Annotated in this window: 18 protein-coding genes; 2 read left to right on the forward strand and 16 right to left on the reverse strand. The window is 44.8% G+C overall.

The window, feature by feature from the left end:
* Window positions 1-506: 506 nt before the first annotated feature.
* The gene (locus tag V1498_RS15670; protein WP_409294612.1) at window positions 507-1,883 is read left to right on the forward strand and encodes an amino acid permease; all 1,377 of its coding nucleotides are present in this window, start codon (window positions 507-509) and stop codon (window positions 1,881-1,883) included.
* A gap of 231 nt (window positions 1,884-2,114) precedes the next feature.
* On the opposite strand, the gene V1498_RS15675 is transcribed toward V1498_RS15670, so the two are convergent.
* From V1498_RS15675 to V1498_RS15710, 8 genes are all read right to left on the reverse strand, one after another.
* The gene (locus tag V1498_RS15675) at window positions 2,115-2,771 is read right to left on the reverse strand and encodes a serine/threonine protein kinase (protein WP_409294613.1); all 657 of its coding nucleotides are present in this window, start codon (window positions 2,769-2,771) and stop codon (window positions 2,115-2,117) included.
* Window positions 2,772-2,887: 116 nt separating this feature from the next.
* The gene (locus V1498_RS15680; protein ID WP_409294614.1) at window positions 2,888-3,664 is read right to left on the reverse strand and encodes a TerC family protein; all 777 of its coding nucleotides are present in this window, start codon (window positions 3,662-3,664) and stop codon (window positions 2,888-2,890) included.
* A gap of 266 nt (window positions 3,665-3,930) precedes the next feature.
* The gene (locus V1498_RS15685; protein WP_409294615.1) at window positions 3,931-5,028 is read right to left on the reverse strand and encodes an SDR family oxidoreductase; all 1,098 of its coding nucleotides are present in this window, start codon (window positions 5,026-5,028) and stop codon (window positions 3,931-3,933) included.
* 204 nt (window positions 5,029-5,232) lie between these two features.
* Complete coding sequence (locus V1498_RS15690; protein ID WP_409294616.1) at window positions 5,233-5,502, reverse strand: hypothetical protein; 270 nt, start codon at window positions 5,500-5,502, stop codon at window positions 5,233-5,235.
* A gap of 65 nt (window positions 5,503-5,567) precedes the next feature.
* Complete coding sequence (nhaC, locus tag V1498_RS15695; protein ID WP_409294617.1) at window positions 5,568-6,980, reverse strand: Na+/H+ antiporter NhaC; 1,413 nt, start codon at window positions 6,978-6,980, stop codon at window positions 5,568-5,570.
* Between the two features lie 408 nt (window positions 6,981-7,388).
* Entirely contained in the window at window positions 7,389-8,966 is a 1,578-nt protein-coding gene (locus V1498_RS15700) for a peptide chain release factor 3 (protein WP_409299318.1), read from the reverse strand.
* Between the two features lie 276 nt (window positions 8,967-9,242).
* The gene (locus V1498_RS15705; protein WP_409294618.1) at window positions 9,243-9,869 is read right to left on the reverse strand and encodes an FMN-dependent NADH-azoreductase; all 627 of its coding nucleotides are present in this window, start codon (window positions 9,867-9,869) and stop codon (window positions 9,243-9,245) included.
* 175 nt (window positions 9,870-10,044) lie between these two features.
* The gene (locus V1498_RS15710; protein WP_409294619.1) at window positions 10,045-10,473 is read right to left on the reverse strand and encodes a hypothetical protein; all 429 of its coding nucleotides are present in this window, start codon (window positions 10,471-10,473) and stop codon (window positions 10,045-10,047) included.
* A gap of 183 nt (window positions 10,474-10,656) precedes the next feature.
* Here V1498_RS15710 and V1498_RS15715 point away from each other — a divergent pair, with 183 nt between their 5' ends.
* Window positions 10,657-10,860: a cold-shock protein gene (locus V1498_RS15715; RefSeq protein WP_409294620.1), complete on the forward strand. Its 204-nt coding sequence runs from the start codon at window positions 10,657-10,659 to the stop codon at window positions 10,858-10,860.
* A 108-nt stretch (window positions 10,861-10,968) separates the two neighbouring features.
* Here the strand turns inward: V1498_RS15715 and V1498_RS15720 are convergent, their stop codons facing one another.
* The 8 genes from V1498_RS15720 to V1498_RS15755 all read right to left on the reverse strand — a co-directional run bounded on the left by V1498_RS15720 (window position 10,969) and on the right by V1498_RS15755 (window position 17,380).
* On the reverse strand, window positions 10,969-12,294 hold the full coding sequence (locus V1498_RS15720; protein WP_409294621.1) for an MFS transporter: 1,326 nt from the start codon (window positions 12,292-12,294) through the stop codon (window positions 10,969-10,971).
* A gap of 79 nt (window positions 12,295-12,373) precedes the next feature.
* Entirely contained in the window at window positions 12,374-13,489 is a 1,116-nt protein-coding gene (locus V1498_RS15725; RefSeq protein WP_409294622.1) for a Ger(x)C family spore germination protein, read from the reverse strand.
* A gap of 1 nt (window position 13,490) precedes the next feature.
* Window positions 13,491-14,576 (reverse strand): GerAB/ArcD/ProY family transporter, encoded by a 1,086-nt coding sequence (locus V1498_RS15730; RefSeq protein WP_409294623.1) that lies wholly within the window; start codon window positions 14,574-14,576, stop codon window positions 13,491-13,493.
* Entirely contained in the window at window positions 14,569-16,071 is a 1,503-nt protein-coding gene (locus V1498_RS15735) for a spore germination protein (protein ID WP_409294624.1), read from the reverse strand. Before V1498_RS15735 ends, V1498_RS15730 begins: the two co-directional genes overlap by 8 nt.
* A 126-nt stretch (window positions 16,072-16,197) precedes the next feature.
* Complete coding sequence (locus V1498_RS15740; RefSeq protein ID WP_409291929.1) at window positions 16,198-16,344, reverse strand: YvrJ family protein; 147 nt, start codon at window positions 16,342-16,344, stop codon at window positions 16,198-16,200.
* Between the two features lie 67 nt (window positions 16,345-16,411).
* Window positions 16,412-16,630, reverse strand: coding sequence for a DUF2922 domain-containing protein (locus V1498_RS15745; RefSeq protein WP_409294625.1), 219 nt, complete (start codon window positions 16,628-16,630; stop codon window positions 16,412-16,414).
* Window positions 16,631-16,664: 34 nt separating this feature from the next.
* Window positions 16,665-16,883 (reverse strand): DUF1659 domain-containing protein, encoded by a 219-nt coding sequence (locus tag V1498_RS15750; RefSeq protein WP_409294626.1) that lies wholly within the window; start codon window positions 16,881-16,883, stop codon window positions 16,665-16,667.
* A 350-nt stretch (window positions 16,884-17,233) separates the two neighbouring features.
* Complete coding sequence (locus V1498_RS15755; RefSeq protein WP_409291926.1) at window positions 17,234-17,380, reverse strand: hypothetical protein; 147 nt, start codon at window positions 17,378-17,380, stop codon at window positions 17,234-17,236.
* Between the last annotated feature and the right edge of the window lie 18 nt (window positions 17,381-17,398).

The raw sequence follows: 17,398 nt of genomic DNA on the forward strand, positions 1-17,398 counted from the left end.
AACAGGTATTAAGTACGATGAAAAACATCCGGATAATAAAGAAACCTTCCCTGTGCAGCTTGGGAAAGCGTCTACCATTCCTCAGTACTCTCTAATAATTGGTCTATATCTATCTTGCAGCAGCTGCCGGAATCAATCGGTTCATCCATCGTGGCTTCAAGCAGCCGGTCTATATCTATCATCATCATAGCGGTGCATGCACCTCCGTATTATGTAAATTTTCTTACTATACTGTTCGGGGCAAGCTATTGATATAAGGGGGTTATTTGTTGTTTTTTAGAAAAATTTGACGAAGGAGAAAATGAATTTCTTTAGATTCCCATTTTATCCTAAGCTGAAACAGAGGCATTTCTCCTGGGCAATACTATTCAAATATTATTTCTTCCTTTTGAGGATTATATAAATAATAGACAATTTAGGATGTTACCTGTTAGTATCGTTGTTAAAGCGTTTTCTTAAATATTTCAGAATAACATCTTAGTGTAACGAAAAAGGAGAAGATATGTATGAGCAGCAAGAGCAATGAATTGCATCGCGGCCTTGAGGAAAGGCATATAACCTTGATGTCCCTTGGTGCTGCCATAGGGGTCGGTTTATTTCTGGGGTCGGCCAATGCCATTAAACTGGCAGGTCCAGGTATCTTGTTTGCCTATTCCCTTGGCGGTTTGATCATCTTTTTTATCATGAGGGCGCTTGGAGAAATGGCTATACATAATCCTGTGGCAGGTTCGTTCAGCCGCTATGCCAATAACTACATCGGTCCCCTGGCTGGATATATAACAGGCTGGAATTACTGGTTCCTGTGGATAGTAACATGCATGGCTGAAATTACAGCGGTCGGCATTTATATGGAGTTCTGGTTCCCGGGTACGCCCAGATGGCTCTGGGCACTGGCTGCGCTTGTAATCATGACTGGTGTAAACTTCCTTGCAGTCAAGGCGTATGGAGAACTTGAGTTTTGGTTTGCCTTGATAAAAATTGTGACCATCGTTCTGATGATCATCATCGGTGCGGGCATGATCATTTTCGGACTCGGCCTCGGAGGCGAGCCTGCGGGCATAAGCAATCTGTATAAACATGGCGGCTTTTTCCCGAATGGGATTACAGGTGTATTGATGTCCCTTCAGATGGTAATGTTCGCTTATCTCGGCATTGAAATGATCGGCGTGACAGCTGGAGAAGTAAAAAATCCTAAAAAATCAATTTCCCGCGCCATTGATTCTGTTTTCTGGCGCATCCTGATTTTTTATGTTCTCTCACTCGGAGTCATCATGTCGATTTATCCATGGGATAAAATTGGGGAACAGGGCAGCCCGTTTGTACTGACATTTGAAAAAATCGGGATACCCGGTGCTGCCGGAATCATAAATTTTGTCGTCCTGACAGCCGCTCTTTCTTCCTGCAACAGCGGGATCTTCAGTACCGGCAGGATGCTGTTCAATCTTGCACAGCAGGGCGAAGCGCCTAAAAGCTATGGAATAACGAACAAACGGGGTGTGCCGGGAACAGCGATTCTTGTTTCGGCTGCCGCCCTGCTTGCCGGTGTCTGCCTCAATTATCTTGTACCCGAAAAAGTGTTCACCTGGGTTACAAGCATAGCGACATTCGGGGCAATCTGGACATGGGGGACCATTTTGATTTCCCAGCTGAAATTCAGAAAAGCTCTCGATTCCACTGATGTAAGACAAATGAGCTACAAAATGCCGCTGTATCCTATCAGTTCATATATTTCTCTGGCATTCCTTGCTTTGGTGATCTGTGTGATGGCTTACTTCCCAGATACCAGGATCGCCCTGATTGTCGGACCGATCTGGATTCTTCTGCTCGTTGCTTTTTTCTTCGGAAAAGGATTGCACCGCAGAAAAAGTGACCATTTAAAATAACATAAACAAAGAGAGCTGCCAGCATCATTGGCAGCTCTCTTTGTTTATGTGGGAAAGGGGCGGAGCTGCATGTACTATAAGGCTTCCTGCAGCCAGGTGTGAAAAAATCATTCATCTTGCTGGCATTCCTGCCTGCGCCTTCCTCCGCTCCACCCCCTTATGGTGTTTATTCCTGCTCTAGACCAGGGGCGTTTCCATGTATGGATTGCGGGTACAAAAATCATGTTTATTTTATGCAGGGATTTTTTTTCGCCTGATTTTCTTATAAAGGCGGTAGCCCTTCCTAACCGAATCAACTATCATAAATGGGAGTGGCGGATGAAATCTGTATATGAGCGGCTTGTAAATCCGGTAGTATGCCTTCTTCATATCCGGCCACTTACTGCAGTATCCTGACTTATAAAAATCCGAAATATCTATAATATAGCCCCTGTCTTCCTTCATGGCCACGTTCTTTCCATGTACATCAAAAGGGTTAAGCCCCTTTTGTCTTGCAAAATGCAATGCCTCTTCAATGTCCCGGATGACTCCCTCAGGTATCTGTATTCCTTGAATCAGAGCGTTGAATAAGGTGATGCCTTCTATTTTCTTCAGTATTAGGTACGTATTTCCAGATCCATACAGCTCTGAGTAGGCAGGATGCCTTCCCAGACGTTCATAAACGGTGATTTCTTTTTTCAGTGCATCCAAATTCCTGGCATATACCTTAACCACCCAGTCTGGCTTTGATTCGTGTGTAAAAACGGCAGCATAATTACCATTCCCTAACAGCTTCCATTGTTTTGCCCGGCTGTCCACGATAATCGGTTCAAACGGATTGACAGAACGAAGGCTGATCTGGGGCAGCAAACTGGTTTCAATTAATTCTTTAAAATCTCTTACGCTCATAAGAACTCCTTCTTTAATTGGGCAACTGCTTCACTATGTATGATCCGGCCTTAAAATCATACCACAAAAAGCTCGTCAGACAGAAGAAAGGGAGCCAAAAAGCAGCTCCCTTTTTATTATATGGATTTTTCAGCTTCCTTGGCAGCATCCGCTTCTTTATTGGATAAGAGGAATCCTGCTATGACTATTCCGATGAGTACAACCCAAAAGGCTAGTTTCCACGGAGTTGATTCCGGAAAATGATGATTCAGGACCCCGATGCTTGGATGGGCTAATGTAAACACAGCCAGTTTGACGCCGACCCATCCAACAATCATGAAGGCTGCAGTTTCAAGTGTCGGCCTGTCCTGCAGTAATTTCACAAAATAGGTGGCGGCAAATCTCATAATGACTAGACCGATAAGTCCTCCGAGGAACATAACTGTGAACTGGCCGCCATCGATGCCTCCTATTGAAATCCAGCCGGTTTTCGGCAGGGTCACTGCAAGGGCAACCGCCGCAAGCATAGAATCAATGGCAAACGCGATATCCGCCAATTCCACTTTGAGCACCGTCATCCAGAAAGAAGATTTTTTCCCTGATGGTGTGTGTGCGGCCTGTTCCTTGCCCATGTACTTCTTAATTAAATGGCTTACGGCAATATATAGAAGATATAAGGCACCCAGCGCCTGTATCTGCCAGACATCTGCAAGCAGCGCAATCAGGAAAAGACTTGCAAACCTGAATACAAACGCTCCAAGCAAACCATAAAATAGTGCTTTCTTCTGCTGCTCTTTGGGAAGATGCTTCACCATTACGGCCATGACGACTGCATTATCAGCCGCCAGTATTCCCTCGAGTCCGATGAGTACAAGGAGAACCCACCCATACTCCAATAACATTGATGCTTCCATATTTCTACCTCCAATAAATTTTTTCGCCTTTACCGCAGGCGTAGTGTCACCAAAATATGGAAACAAACAAAAAGACCCTTGCCTGCGGCAAAGGTCTTGCTAAACATAAAATCATGTCAGCAAAGCCGATGGATGGTCTGGTCCATGTATTGACGACTTTGCTTTAGGGCATAAACCCTAACGCTACTCCCCCTTGAAGAAGTTATCCCTATTCAATTGGTTGATTTCAGTATACATACATCGTTTAAGCAATCGCAAGTCATTTCCTAGAGGATATGAATTTGATAGGCTGGATTATGACGGTTTTGTGAATAAAAGCCGACCATGGGCTGAATTCCTTCCGTAAGATCCGGACATTTTATGCCTGACCCCGCAAGGTCTGAAATCGCCGTGCTGCACTCGAATCTGCCTTCCCAGGTAAAATAGTCCAGTGCTTCTTTTTCAACTCCGAAGGCTCTCCTGAAAGGCTTTATGGATAAGAAGGCGCGGCACAGCCAAAGCGGCAGCCTCCCTCTAGGCTTTTTATCCAGATAGGCTTCAACGAGCAATGAATAAATTTCTGTTACCGTATATGGATCAGGGTCTGTCAGGTGATACGTCTTCCCCGCCCCTTTTTGATCCAGAGTCAAGTAGGCGCATGCCTCGATGACATAATCCACCGGAACCAGGTTGACCACCGATGAAGATGAACCCAAAAAAGGGATCAGCGGAGAAAACTTCAGGGCATGCAGGAAATTCAGGATAAAATAAGGGCCATCAAATTTAATCGTCTCTCCTGTGTCTGACCTTCCTTTTACGATACCGGGCCTGATGATGGTTACGGGCAGTTCTTTTTTTAATTCAGCTACATAAACCTCGGCCATATACTTTGTTTCTTCATAATGATTCTTAATGGAAGGCGGGCGGATCAGTTCATTTTCTTTCAAAAGGCCCTTGCGGGTACCGGCAACATAAGCAGTGCTGAAGTAGGTATAGCGCTTAAGCCGGGTAAGATTCTTCACCCAGTCATTTACATTGCGTGTGCCATCGACATTCACTTTCCAGGCCAGGTCTCTTGGCACAGCCAGATCATATATGGCAGCCAAGTGGTATACATGGGTAATCTGACCTTGTAATTCAGCATTCTCCGTTTCCCCTATACCCAGCCCTCCAATTGTAATATCACCCTCCAATATGACTGTCTGCCGTGGATTCAATGTTTTTTCGGCATTCAGCCTGTTTATCTCCTGAAGTGCAGTTCCTTTTTGGGCAGGCAAAACCAGAAAATATGCCTTTTCAAAGGATGGATCTCTTTTCAGCAGCTCCCTTACCAGCTGATTGCTGATGAATCCTGGAAATCCGGTAATGAAATATATATTCCCCATTTATAGATCCTCCTGCCATCGATTCTCATTCTACTTATCTATTCTAAGGAATCTCGTTCCATCCCTTCTTTATAATGGCTGTTTTCGCAACGATTGTGGCTGTAGGATAAGAAAGTTGATGTCCACAGCGAAAAGCTGAGAACCGTGGCTGCAAAGTAAAATAATCTTAAAAAACCCATATTCGCACTCTCATAAAAGCATGAACTACAGAACAGGCAGATCCCCGGTAAAGAAGACTTGCTGATTGGCGAGCGCCAGCGAAGACAGAAGCTTAGTCGCACTTATGCGATAGCGAAAGAAGACTTGCTGATTGGCGAGCGCCAGCGAAGACAGAAGCTTAGTCGCACTTATGCGATAGCGAAAGAAGACTTGCTGATTGGCGGGCGGAATGGACAGGAGCAGGAACAGACACAAATAAGGCGGTGGAGCGAAGAAAGGCACACCAGGAATGCCAAAAAGATAAATGATGTTCACACCCTCTTTCTGGAAGCCTCATGTTATATGCAGCTCCGCTCCTTTCCACAAAAAAAGCCCATGGATTATTTACCCATGAGCACTTCAGAAGGTGCGTGCCTGCTGTGTAAGAAAGAAATGCCAATTCCTGAATAGCCGCTTATGATTGAAAGCACCGGACAAAGAAGACAGAAGAATGCAAACGGGGCGTAATCGATAACAGGAACTCCAAGCACTCCTGCCAGGAACACCCCTGATACACCCCAGGGAATCAGGGGATTTACCACGGTTCCGCCATCTTCAAGCGCCCGTGCCAGGGTTTTGCCTGTTAAGCCTGCTTTCTTGTAGCTGTCCTGAAATGTTTTTCCCGGCAGTAATATTGACAGATACTGTTCCCCAATCAGTACATTGACTCCTATGGCTGTAAAAACAGTGGCTGCTATGATACTGCCTGCCCTGCGCATGCCTGACACTGCTTTTTCAAGGATTGAAGGAATGATCCCAAGGTGGAATAACAGAGACCCCATTCCAAGGGAAAGCAGAACAAGTGAAATTGAAAACATCATAGATTCGATGCCGCCGCGTGAAAGGATGGAGTCAAGCTGCTCCACGCCGCTATCCATTTTATAACCTGAGAACAGTACACCAGCTGCTTCGGTAAGCGTGAGATTATCTCGGGAAACAAAGGCGACGAGGACAGCCGCTGCTGTACCTGCGGCCAATACGGCAATCGCTGATATTTTCCTGAAGGCCATGATGGTGACAATCAAAAATGGTACGATGGCCAGCAGGCTTATATTAGCCTCTTTTTGCAGGGTCTCAGTGAAAATGCCGATTTCCTTCACTTTGGAAGCTTCAATGCTCGGTGACATAAAGAAGTATAGAAGGAACGAAATGATGAAACCGGGTATCGTTGTCCAAAGCATATTTCTTACATGTTCAAACAGATTTACCCCCACCGTCTCGGAGGCAAGATTGCATGTATCTGACAGGGGTGACATCTTGTCGCCAAGATATGCGCCTGAAACTACAGCCCCGGCAGTTACTGCAAGCGAGACATCCATCGCCCCTGCCATGCCGATAAAGGCAACCCCAATCGTTGCTGAGGTTGTAAACGAGCTTCCTATACATAACCCGATCAGCGACGCCACAGAGAAGGCGATGGCATAAAAGGATGAGCCCGATAAAAAGGAAAATCCATAATACATAAGGGTCGGAATGGTTCCGGCCAGCATCCAGCTGCTTATGAGCATACCGATAAATATAAAAATATACACTGCACCAAGAGCAGAGGAAGCTCCGGCAATCATCCCTTGTTCCATTTGTTTAAAATCGAGGCCTTTTAATTTTCCATATATTAAAAGAGCCAATATGGATGAAATGATTGGTATCTGCGGCGGCAGCTCCAATCCTATGATCCCATAGCCTAAAATGGCCAGGATTCCTGTCAGCACAAGGACAGCTTCCCTAAGTTTCAGTTTCAATCCAATAGTATCCATGATGATCCGCTCCCTTTTATGTCATTCTAGAAGCTTGGAAGAAAATGAAATTCTCCTCATAGCCGAATAGGGACGAAGAAACTCCGCGGTACCACCCTATTTGATAGACAGACGATGCTGTATATCCACTCTTTTATCATAACCGTCCTCTTCATGCAGATGTATTTCGTACAGGGGCTCCCGGATTTCCACCAGCCATCCGGTCTCTGTCTGCTGTATGCCCCTTGCACTACTGATTGCTGCCGACGGGTATTCACCCTTTTACTTAAACGCTTTTAAGCGTTAAAGTGTAAATACAGATTATAATAAATACCCCAGGCTGTCAATTGCTTTTTATTCCTCTTTAATTGTCATATGCCTTGGGGTAATAAAAAAAGCAGCGGCTCACTTAGCCGCTGCTCTCATGTATTATTTCATATCCATCGGGTTATAAAGGTTAACATCCGGATTTTTGTCTGTGAACCATCTTAATGCAAATTCATTTTCAAAAAGGAAAACATAATTTTCATAACGGTCTTTGACAAGGACGCTTCTGGAATTGGACAGGTTTTCGTCTACTTTGTCTCCTTCGACCCAGCGCACTACCTTATTGCCGGCCCGTTCCATCAAAACATCAACATTGTACTCATTTTTCATGCGGTGCTCAAATACCTCGAACTGAAGCTGGCCGACAGCACCAAGGAGATACTCTTCCATACGTACGGTCTTGAAGAGCTGAATCGCGCCTTCCTGGACTAACTGCTGAATGCCTTTATGGAAATGCTTCTGCTTCATTACATTCTTTGCCGTTACCCTGACAAACATTTCAGGAGTGAACTGCGGCAGCCGCTCAAACTGGTACATATCCTTGCTTGTGGTGATAGTATCCCCAATCTGGTAGTTCCCTGTATCATAGAGACCGATAATATCACCGCTCACCGCTTCATTTATGGTGTTGCGGTCATCGGCAAGGAAACCGGTGGACTGGGAGAGGTTGATCTGCTTGCCGGTCCTGCTGAGGTAAACAGACATTCCCCGTTCAAACTGCCCTGAACAGATGCGCAGGAACGCAATTCTGTCGCGGTGCTTCGGATTCATATTAGCCTGGATTTTAAAGATAAACCCAGAAAAGTCTTCACTGACCGGACTGATCTCGCCTGTTGTGGCACTTCTCGGCTGAGGCTCAGGAGCAAACTTCAGATACGTATCGAGGAATGTCTGCACGCCAAAGGCGGTCAGTGCACTGCCAAAGAAGACAGGCGTAAGCGTTCCGTTTGCAATCCGTTCCTCAGAAAATTCATTGCCTGCTTCAGACAGCAGCATGATTTCTTCCATTGTCTGTTCATACAGCTGAGAGTCTTCCAATTCGTGACCGTCTTCTACTTCTCCGTCTTCATTCAATGGGATGAATGGTTCTTCACCATCCCCTTTAAATAGTTCAATGCGGTTAAAATAACGGTCATATATCCCCATGAAGTCCTTGCCCATGCCTATCGGCCAGTTCATTGGATAGGACTCTATGCCAAGTACTTCCTCAAGCTCCGCAAGCAAATCAAGCGGCGGCTTCCCCTGCCGGTCCATCTTGTTAATGAAGGTAAAGATAGGAATCCCCCTCATGCGGCATACTTTAAATAGCTTGATGGTCTGGTCTTCAATCCCCTTGGCAGAATCAATGATCATGACAGCGCTGTCCACTGCCGTCAGGGTCCGGTAGGTATCTTCACTGAAGTCCTGGTGGCCAGGGGTATCTAATATATTGACGCGGAATCCTTCATAATCAAATTGCATAACACTTGATGTAACGGAAATTCCACGCTGTTTTTCTATTTCCATCCAGTCACTTGTCGCATATTTCCCTGTTTTCCTCGCTTTTACTGTGCCTGCATCACGAATGGCACCGCCGAATAACAGCAGTTTCTCTGTCAGCGTTGTTTTCCCGGCATCCGGGTGGGAAATAATTGCAAATGTCCGTCTGGATTGCACTTCATCCTTAACAGAACTTTTCATCATTTCTTTCCTTCCTGGTTAGTACTCTGAATCTTCATCACATTACTATACCATATCCACCCCTCTTTTTCTATGGGCGCCGTGCAAGAAAGCATACAATACAAAATCAGCATAAAAAAACTGCAGGCTTGCCTGTTCAACCGGGCACGCCTGCAGTCAGTCCAGGATAAACCTGGCGTTACCTGCTGAGATATTTTAATTTTTCATGAGTCCTGGAAGGCAGACTCATTCATAAATCAACCTTCTATTTTCTAAGAAGCAAAAGTAAAAACAGTCTTAGAATTTTCCTGCCAGTGTGCGTGCTTCTTCTGAAGCAGCGGCAGTGATTTCTTCAGCTTTTGAAGGGTCAAGATTGACGCCCTCAATCAGGACGGTTTGTACATTTTGAATGCCAATGAAGCCCATCACTGTTTTGAAGAAGCTTTCTGTATGCTGAACATCAGCAGCAGGTCCTTCGGAGTAAACGCCGCCGCGTGCTTCAATCAGAGCCACAGCTTTATCCCCTGCAAGGCCGATTGGGCCGTTCTCTGTATACTTAAAGGTTTTTCCAGCAACACATAGGGAATCCAGGTATGCCTTCATAAGCGGCGGGTATCCAAAATTCCACATTGGGGCTGAGAATACAACTTTATCTGCAGCCAGGAACTGATCGACTAATTCAATTAATCTCCCAATTTTTGCATTTTCGGATGCAGTCAATTCTTCCCCTGCTGCCGCTTTGCCCCAGCCATTCAATACTTCACGGTCAATTAAAGGAAGGTCTGTACTGTATAAATCGAGAATTTCTACTTCATCGCTTGAATTTGCTTCTTTATACGCTGCCACAAACTCATTGGCGACCCGGGCTGAAAATGAGTACGAGTCTTCTTTAGGATTAGCTTTTACATATAATAATTTCGACATGCTGCCACCTCTATCATGATATTAGGATCTGAGATTTATCTTCAAAACATTTATCTTGAACCCAAGATATATGATATAAAAACAGTGTAAAATTGTCAAGAAAACTGACCCAAATAATTCGGCTTCTTCCCGGGCGCGGATATATGGGTCAGGTAAGATATACTGTAACCGCTTCTCAGCGTTTCAGAGAAGCCTTGAAATCGGCAAGCTTCCTGGCTGTATCCTTTCTATGCCTTTCCAGATTTTTTAAATCCGGGGTTTCCTTCTTTGCTTCAGCAATCAATGGATATAAACTGGATTCAATATCCCTGTATACAACCGGGTTCATTTTTTCCACCTTTTTTTCAATGCCATCCCATGCCGATTCAACGCTGGCGCCTATATTATTTATATTCGCTGTTGATTTACCGGAATTGATTTCCTTGTCGAGTTCTAACAGCAATGCAAGGATGGATTCTGTAACCGTTTTGATTTCTCCCGCGGTCTGTCCTGCAGATACAGGTGCTGCCGTATGGGGATTTTCCACATAATCGTCAGCATTAACAGCGGGGCTTCCACAAAATGCAGAAATAATTAAACCCGTCGAAATCAGGCTCCTTTTCAAGATAAAACCTCCCTGGATGAATGTTATTTTACTATCCCCAGAGAGTCAACTTTTTATTTATAGCGGGCGTGGCAGAGCAATTCAGCTTCTTGTCTTTTCAAAAAAACCATACTATAATTTAGTCAGAAAAGTCCGATAAAAGGGCTTGTTTCATCATATTTCATGTTTGGAGGATAATAGAAAATGACTGTAACAGGCAGGGTGAAATGGTTTAACAGTGATAAGGGATTTGGCTTCATCGAAGTGCCAGGAGGAAATGATGTATTTGTCCATTTTTCCGCCATCCAGGGAGAAGGATTCAAGACTCTTGAAGAAGGCCAGGAAGTGGAATTCGAGATCGAGGAAGGCAGCCGCGGTCCTCAGGCTAAAAATGTCATGAAGCTATAATTCTCTCATAATGAAAGGCCCGAAAAGAGAGTGTCCCAAGATGTGTGAACTTTAGGGATACCCTCTCTTTATTTTTTTTGAGCTTTTTCGAAAACTTAGCTGGCGGGTTTAAAGGGGTGCCTCTGTACTTTCGTCCTTCATCCGAAGAAGAATCATAATTCCGATCAAGGTAAGAATCATCATCGAACCAAGTGCAAGCCTCGATGCAAGGGTGCCGTAGTTTGAAAAAATCAGTGTAATGGTTCCATATAGGAAGGGGCCGATGATGGCTGATACCTTGCCGGAAAAAGCAAACAGCCCAAAAAACTGTCCGCGCTTCTCATGAGGTGTCAGCTGGACGATATATGTCCGCGACGTCACCCACATCGAACCGAGAGAAACTCCGAACATACTCCCGGCAATCCAAAACCAAAAGGCATTCTGAGCCAGGACAGCCACAGCGAGGGCTGCAAGCAGCAGGACCGACACATACAAAATAGAAATCCTTGCCCCCTTTGCCTTAGTAATATAGCCAAAGATGAAGGAACCGATAATGCTCGATATGGTAGAAACTAAATAAAGAAGAATGAAGGCTCCGGAAGAAAAGCCAACGACAGCCCCTGCGTACACGGCCATCATGGCAATGGTGGTCGATAGTGCATCATTCAGGAAGAAATAGGCAATCATGAAGGTGAAAATGTTTCGATACTTCTTCATTTCCCTGATGGTAAATACTATCTCCTTGTAGCCCGACAAAAATCCTGAATGTTTCACAGACTGGGTTTCCTTCTTCTCTCTTATGAAAAAAAATAAGGGAAGTGAGAAGAGCAGGAAAAGAACCGCAGTTGGTATGAATGCATCTTCATTGCCGCTCTTGCCCACAAAGGGATAGACAGCAAGCCCCACAAGCGTACCGACATACCCTACAGCCACCCCGAATCCTGAAATGAGCGGGATATCCTCCTTTTTCCCAAGATCGCCTATCATAGCATCATAAAAAACGAGGCTGGAATGATAGAAAAACTTGGCCAGCACGAAAAAGACAATGACCAGTCCCAGTGATGCCGGCAGGCCGCCCCAGTCACCGCCCGGCCCCCATTTGCCTAAGACGCCCATCAAAAATGTACAGCCGACAGCTGCAAGTGTGAACGGAATGACATATTTCTTCTTCCTTCCTGTCCTGTCCATCATGACTCCATATAAGGGAGAAAACAAGACCAGGAAAAGACTTGCCGCTGCATTCGCATAGGAAATGAAGGTGCTTGCTATCTGATCGAGAGCTGCATTGCTGCCGATCGTTTCCTGAATATAGAATGGGAAAAAGATGGTGTTGATGTTGGAAGAAAAAATAGTATTCGCAAAGTCGTACAGAGCCCATGAAACAATGGGCAGGGTAAAGAACACACCAAGCTTCCGCTTAGGAGATGCTTCTGCAAACCTCACTTTCGGTTCCATGCTTTATCCTCCTTGGATCGTTTACCAATCTATTTCCATAGAGGAAGGCCGAACTCCTTTAAGTACTGAAAATTTCCTCTTAATTGATGATGCCATGCTGAATGAACTCTGCCTTTACAACCGGCTTGATTTTTATGGATCGATAATCCTTTTCCCAGTCCATGTTCTTCCAGGCTTCAGGATGAAAGGCCCTGACTCTTTCCCCGATTCCCAATGCGTCACAATTGGCCTTTTGCAGTTTTGCCAGCGTTTTTTTGGAGAGGGCGTTTAGTTTTGTACTCATTTTCTTCTGTAATTCCTGGACTTTTTTCTTATCGGTTAAATGGTCTGGGGCAAATTGTTCGATCTCTAATTCTACCTTATAGGTTAAGTTCACTGTCAGCTTACCGCCGGGACGTGGGTTAATCTTTATATCCCTGCTTACACTCTTGCTCTCCGCACTAAGGATGCCAGCGCCGGCCGGCCCTTTTAGGCCAGTGTCCAGAAAAAACTTCGGGCGGCCGGATTTGTACATATCATTCAGCAGTGTCAGCATGGCTGACTCTTCATAATTCAGGGTTCCCGTCATTTTTTTATGGTGAAATAAGGCCGTTCCTCTAATATTCCCCCTGTGCTCCCCCTTTTTTAAATCGATATATGGAAGAACATAATCTTTGCCCATCCGGAAGATGGCGGTACAAATAGACTGCACATTCTCTAAACGGAAAGTTCCGGAGTCTTTGCCGCTTTCAATCAGCTCTTCATAGTAGTCATCAAGAAGGGGGGTGCTCCTGGGCTTGATCTGCAGGGCATCAAGTGCACTTCCCTTTACTACGGCAACAATGGAATTCAGCGGTCCCTTTGGATCTCTGTAGATGATGTCCAGCGCATTGTATATATCCTTTCGTGCCAGATCTTCTCCAAATAGGAATACCTTTACCTTGGATGTATCATATCTTTGCAGTAGTTTCCTGTCGAGATTTTCCCTCGCATCCGCATGTGAACTGCTCTTTGTCCAGGCAACAAGGCTCCTTGGGGCATCAGAAGGCGGATGGCCAAATGGGATGATCGGATAGCCGACAGACTGAATAATCTCTTCTCCTTTCGCATCAAAGCCTTTAATGCGGATGAGCGTACTCTCCTTAATAAGCCTCTGGTCCCAGCATCCGCCCAGTAAAATTGGAATCAGCAGAAGACAAATCCGTATTTTTCTCATATTAGCTTTCCCTCCTTCTTAAGAAAGCAGCCACGAAAAGAATGACCGGAATTATGATGGTTGCTAAAGATGAACCTAAGGATATGAAATGAGAAGTGGCCGTCACATCATATTCTCCATGCGGAATGAGGGAGAAGATATATGTCGAGGCGGCTGCCGGGATAACACAGGAAAGATGGTCTTTTTTCTTAAACATATGAGACAAACCTTTCGCTGTCCCGAATAAATAGCCCATATATGTGGTTCCTACCGCGACCATCCATAAGGAAAGGAATAAAATATCAATCCGTTCCACCACCTGAAAGGAATAGGATTTTATGATATATAACAGAGGCTCCGGGATAATGGCGATTTCCATTTCACTGAAGAACATCAATGTTGCCAGGACTGCCAGGGTATAGAAAAAGATAACAAAGGCATTCGCAAGCATTGCCGATTTCAATTTACTTCGGCCTGAACCCCTGATATAAGGATAAATGACTAGGAACAGCTCAAAGCCAATCATGGAAAATGCAGCCTCCTTCACTCCCTTTAGAATGGAAAATACCCCCTTACTCCCTATAGGCAAAATATTATATATGTCCGCGTCGAGGAAGGAAGTGGAAATGAGCAGGATGAAGATAAGGAATACAAAGGAAGATACCAGCATGAATTTCGCCAGGATGATCAGCGGACTGTGTACGGCATATGTCCCGACCACCACCATCAATAAAATGACAAGCCATACGGGGGTAAGGGGCAGCAGCCACTTATTTATAACATTGCCGAACAGGGCCAGCATGTTGGTGGAGACCAGAAAAAAATACAAAGTATAAACGGCTCCTGCCAGCCAGCCTATCGGCCCTAGTACAGTAACAGAAATCTCGAAGATGTTTTTACCGGGAAACCTCTTGCACAGCAGATGATACAGAATCAGCATCAGCTGTACCACCAGGCCCGATATGAGCACCGAAATCCACGCATCCTCCCCGGCCTGCAAAAATATAGTATATGGCATGGAGAGGACTCCTACCCCAATCTGTGCATGGATGATAAAAAACATACTTTCAATAAATCCCATCTTTTCTCGCTGAATGGGGCTATTCATTTTCAACCCTGCCTTTACTTCCGGCTGAAGACTCTTTATTCTTGTTATTTCCATAAAGCTTCCATAACGGATACCGGAATATGGAGTCCTTGTACTGCTTGCTTTTAAATGGTGAAATGGGTTCAAAGTAATAGAAGCCAAAGTTTGAAAGCTTGCATAAGTGAATGATGACTATCATGATTCCAAACATAATTCCAAGGAAACCAAATATTGATGAAACTAAAATCAGTGGAAACGTCAATAATCTCAATGATGCACTCATTTCAACATTGGGAATGGCAAATGATGCAATAGCAGTAAGGGCTATAATGATAACCATCATATATGAAATCAGCCCTGCATTAACTACGGCATCTCCGATGATTAAACCTCCTACGATGCCGATCGTCTGCCCTACCGGATTCGGAAGTCTGATTCCCGCTTCTCTCAGAAGCTCAATCGTGAAAATCATAATCGCTGCCTCGACTAGCGGCGGGAAAGGGATATTATTCAGGGACAACTTCAGCGGGATGATAAGATCCTGCGGAACAACTTCAAAATGGAAAGCTACAATCGCAATATAGACTGAAGGCAGTATAAGTGCAGTCATAAAGCTGATAATTCTCAGCATCCTGTAAAAGGTGCCTGGAAGTATCCTTGAATTATAGTCATCCGGCGACTGGAAAAACGAGAAGAAGGTGACAGGCATGATGAGCGCTGTCGGGCTCCCTTCAGCAAGTACAACCACCTTTCCATCCGTCAGGTTGGCCATGACCCTGTCCGGTCTTTCAGTCTGCAGGAATTGCGGAAAAGGTGAAAATGGGCTTTCATCCAGGAATTCTTCCAGGAAACCCGGGCTGAATACCATATCTACATCGATGGATTCGATGCTTCCGATGATGGTATCCACCACCGCAGAATCTGCTCTTCCTTCGATATACCCCACTACAATCTTGGTTTTAGTTGCCTGCCCCTTTACTATGCTCTTGAATACCAGATTCCGGTTTTGGTTGCGCTGACGGATGAGGCGCTGGTTGATGTTCATGTCTTCTACAAAACCGGTGTGCGATCCTCTTATGACTTTTTCATTAGCTGGCTCGTCAGGCTTTCTCTGGATCATTGCCCCGGCATTGAAGAGGAAAACATTCTTTCTGCCTTGCATAGTAAGCAGGCAGTAGCCCTGCAGGAGCAGTTCGGCAGCTTCCATCACCACCGTGGTGGACAGGGTTTGGACACTTGCAACATAATCTGCGGTTTCCTGCTCGGATTTTGCCTGGCATAAGTTTGAAAGGAACACCTTCTCAATTTTTTCAGAGTCAGCGACTGTGTCCAGGTATATCAACATGCATGATATACCGCAGGCATCAACGGTCTGATTCTTTAAATCTGAGGTATGGTGGAAATAATTCTTCAATAATCCCAGATTCTTTCCGATACTGGTGGAAGCAAATTCCGCCTGTGCTGTAAAGCCGTCCGTTTTGCTGCCTTCCTGCTGCTTTTTTTCTGTAACCATCATGTTCTTCCCTTTTTGTTTACTTTAATATAAGTTTAAATATGCCCCTTTCCTTTTAAACCATTCAGAGCCGGGCGCCAAAAAGAGAGCAGACTCCGCTCGAAGTCTGCTCTCTTTTTGGCATTCTGCCTATATTCTGTTTTCCTTTATCAGCGATGGAAGGTCTTGAATGGTGTTGATCAAGATATCAAGCTTCGTCTCTATCCGGTACAGCAGATATAATGAAACAACGATAGGAAAACCAACCTCACTGATAAAAGAGATCAAAGCTTCCAAACCGGATCCCCTCCCTGTTTTCTAAAAAGGAGGGCTGGCCAGAGAATCAGGCTGCCCTCCTCAAGGTTTAAGCTAATTCAAATTCCTGGACAGCACGATCGATGATCCTTGCCGCCTTTTTCCCAGCCAGGTCTCCGGAGTTGGTCATGAAGATATTGGCGGCCACGACTGAATCCATAGCCTGCTTGACTGCATTTACATCTACAGGCTCCTTGGGATCCTCAATATTGATCCTCGACTCTTTTCCCTCTGCTGTCAAAAAAATCAGTTCCAGTGTCTTTGCCATGGTTTTCGCTTCCTCTCAATCAATGGTTTTTTGTTTAAATATTGATGCTTTGCAGATCCTGTCTGTTAACATCGATCAGCTCGAACTTGCTAAGTCCTGCCAGTGCCTGGGCAGTTTGAAGAAGCTGGTCAGGCGTAGCTGCAGGCTTTACATGAGGAAGAGTCTTCTTTTTGAAAACCGGTTCGTTTTTTTCGTTCATCCCGGTCTGCAGTGTATACTGCAGTGAAGAAGTTACTAATGATTGGTTTGCCATTTGTTTCACCCCCTTTCACTCTTTATATAAAGGGGAACAGACAAAAAAGGGTCGTCAAACCACACAAAAATTTCATTTAATTTTCTTTATCTTTCTGCCAAAATTAAAAGCTGTTTACGTATACATTACAGCCACTGAACAAGAAAGTTGATTTCCGCTGCAGGCACTCTACCTGCAAGAGAGCCAAATAAATAGACTGCAGACAGCCCCGATTCTCATCGGAGTTGTCTGCAGCCTTAATTAGTGCGGTACAGTGACTTTCAATTCATATATGAAGGCAGGAGGGATTCAAATGGTTATGTATTCACCCTATATGATATATTGTTTACTCATGGGTGCAAAAATGCAGGCTAAAGCTTTTCTCCTTTTTTATCAGCAAGAACCTGATAGTCTTTTTTCCCAAGGAGATTCGCGAACATTTTCTTGCGCGACATCACTTTTTCCGCTTTGATACCCTTGTTCAAGAGTCCTTTAATAACATCATTGACTTTTGGCATAAGTATTTCCCTTCTATT

Origin of the sequence: Paraperibacillus marinus (assembly GCF_046237605.1) — a bacterium.
Taxonomy (GTDB): Bacteria; Bacillota; Bacilli; order Bacillales; family DSM-1321; genus Paraperibacillus; species Paraperibacillus marinus.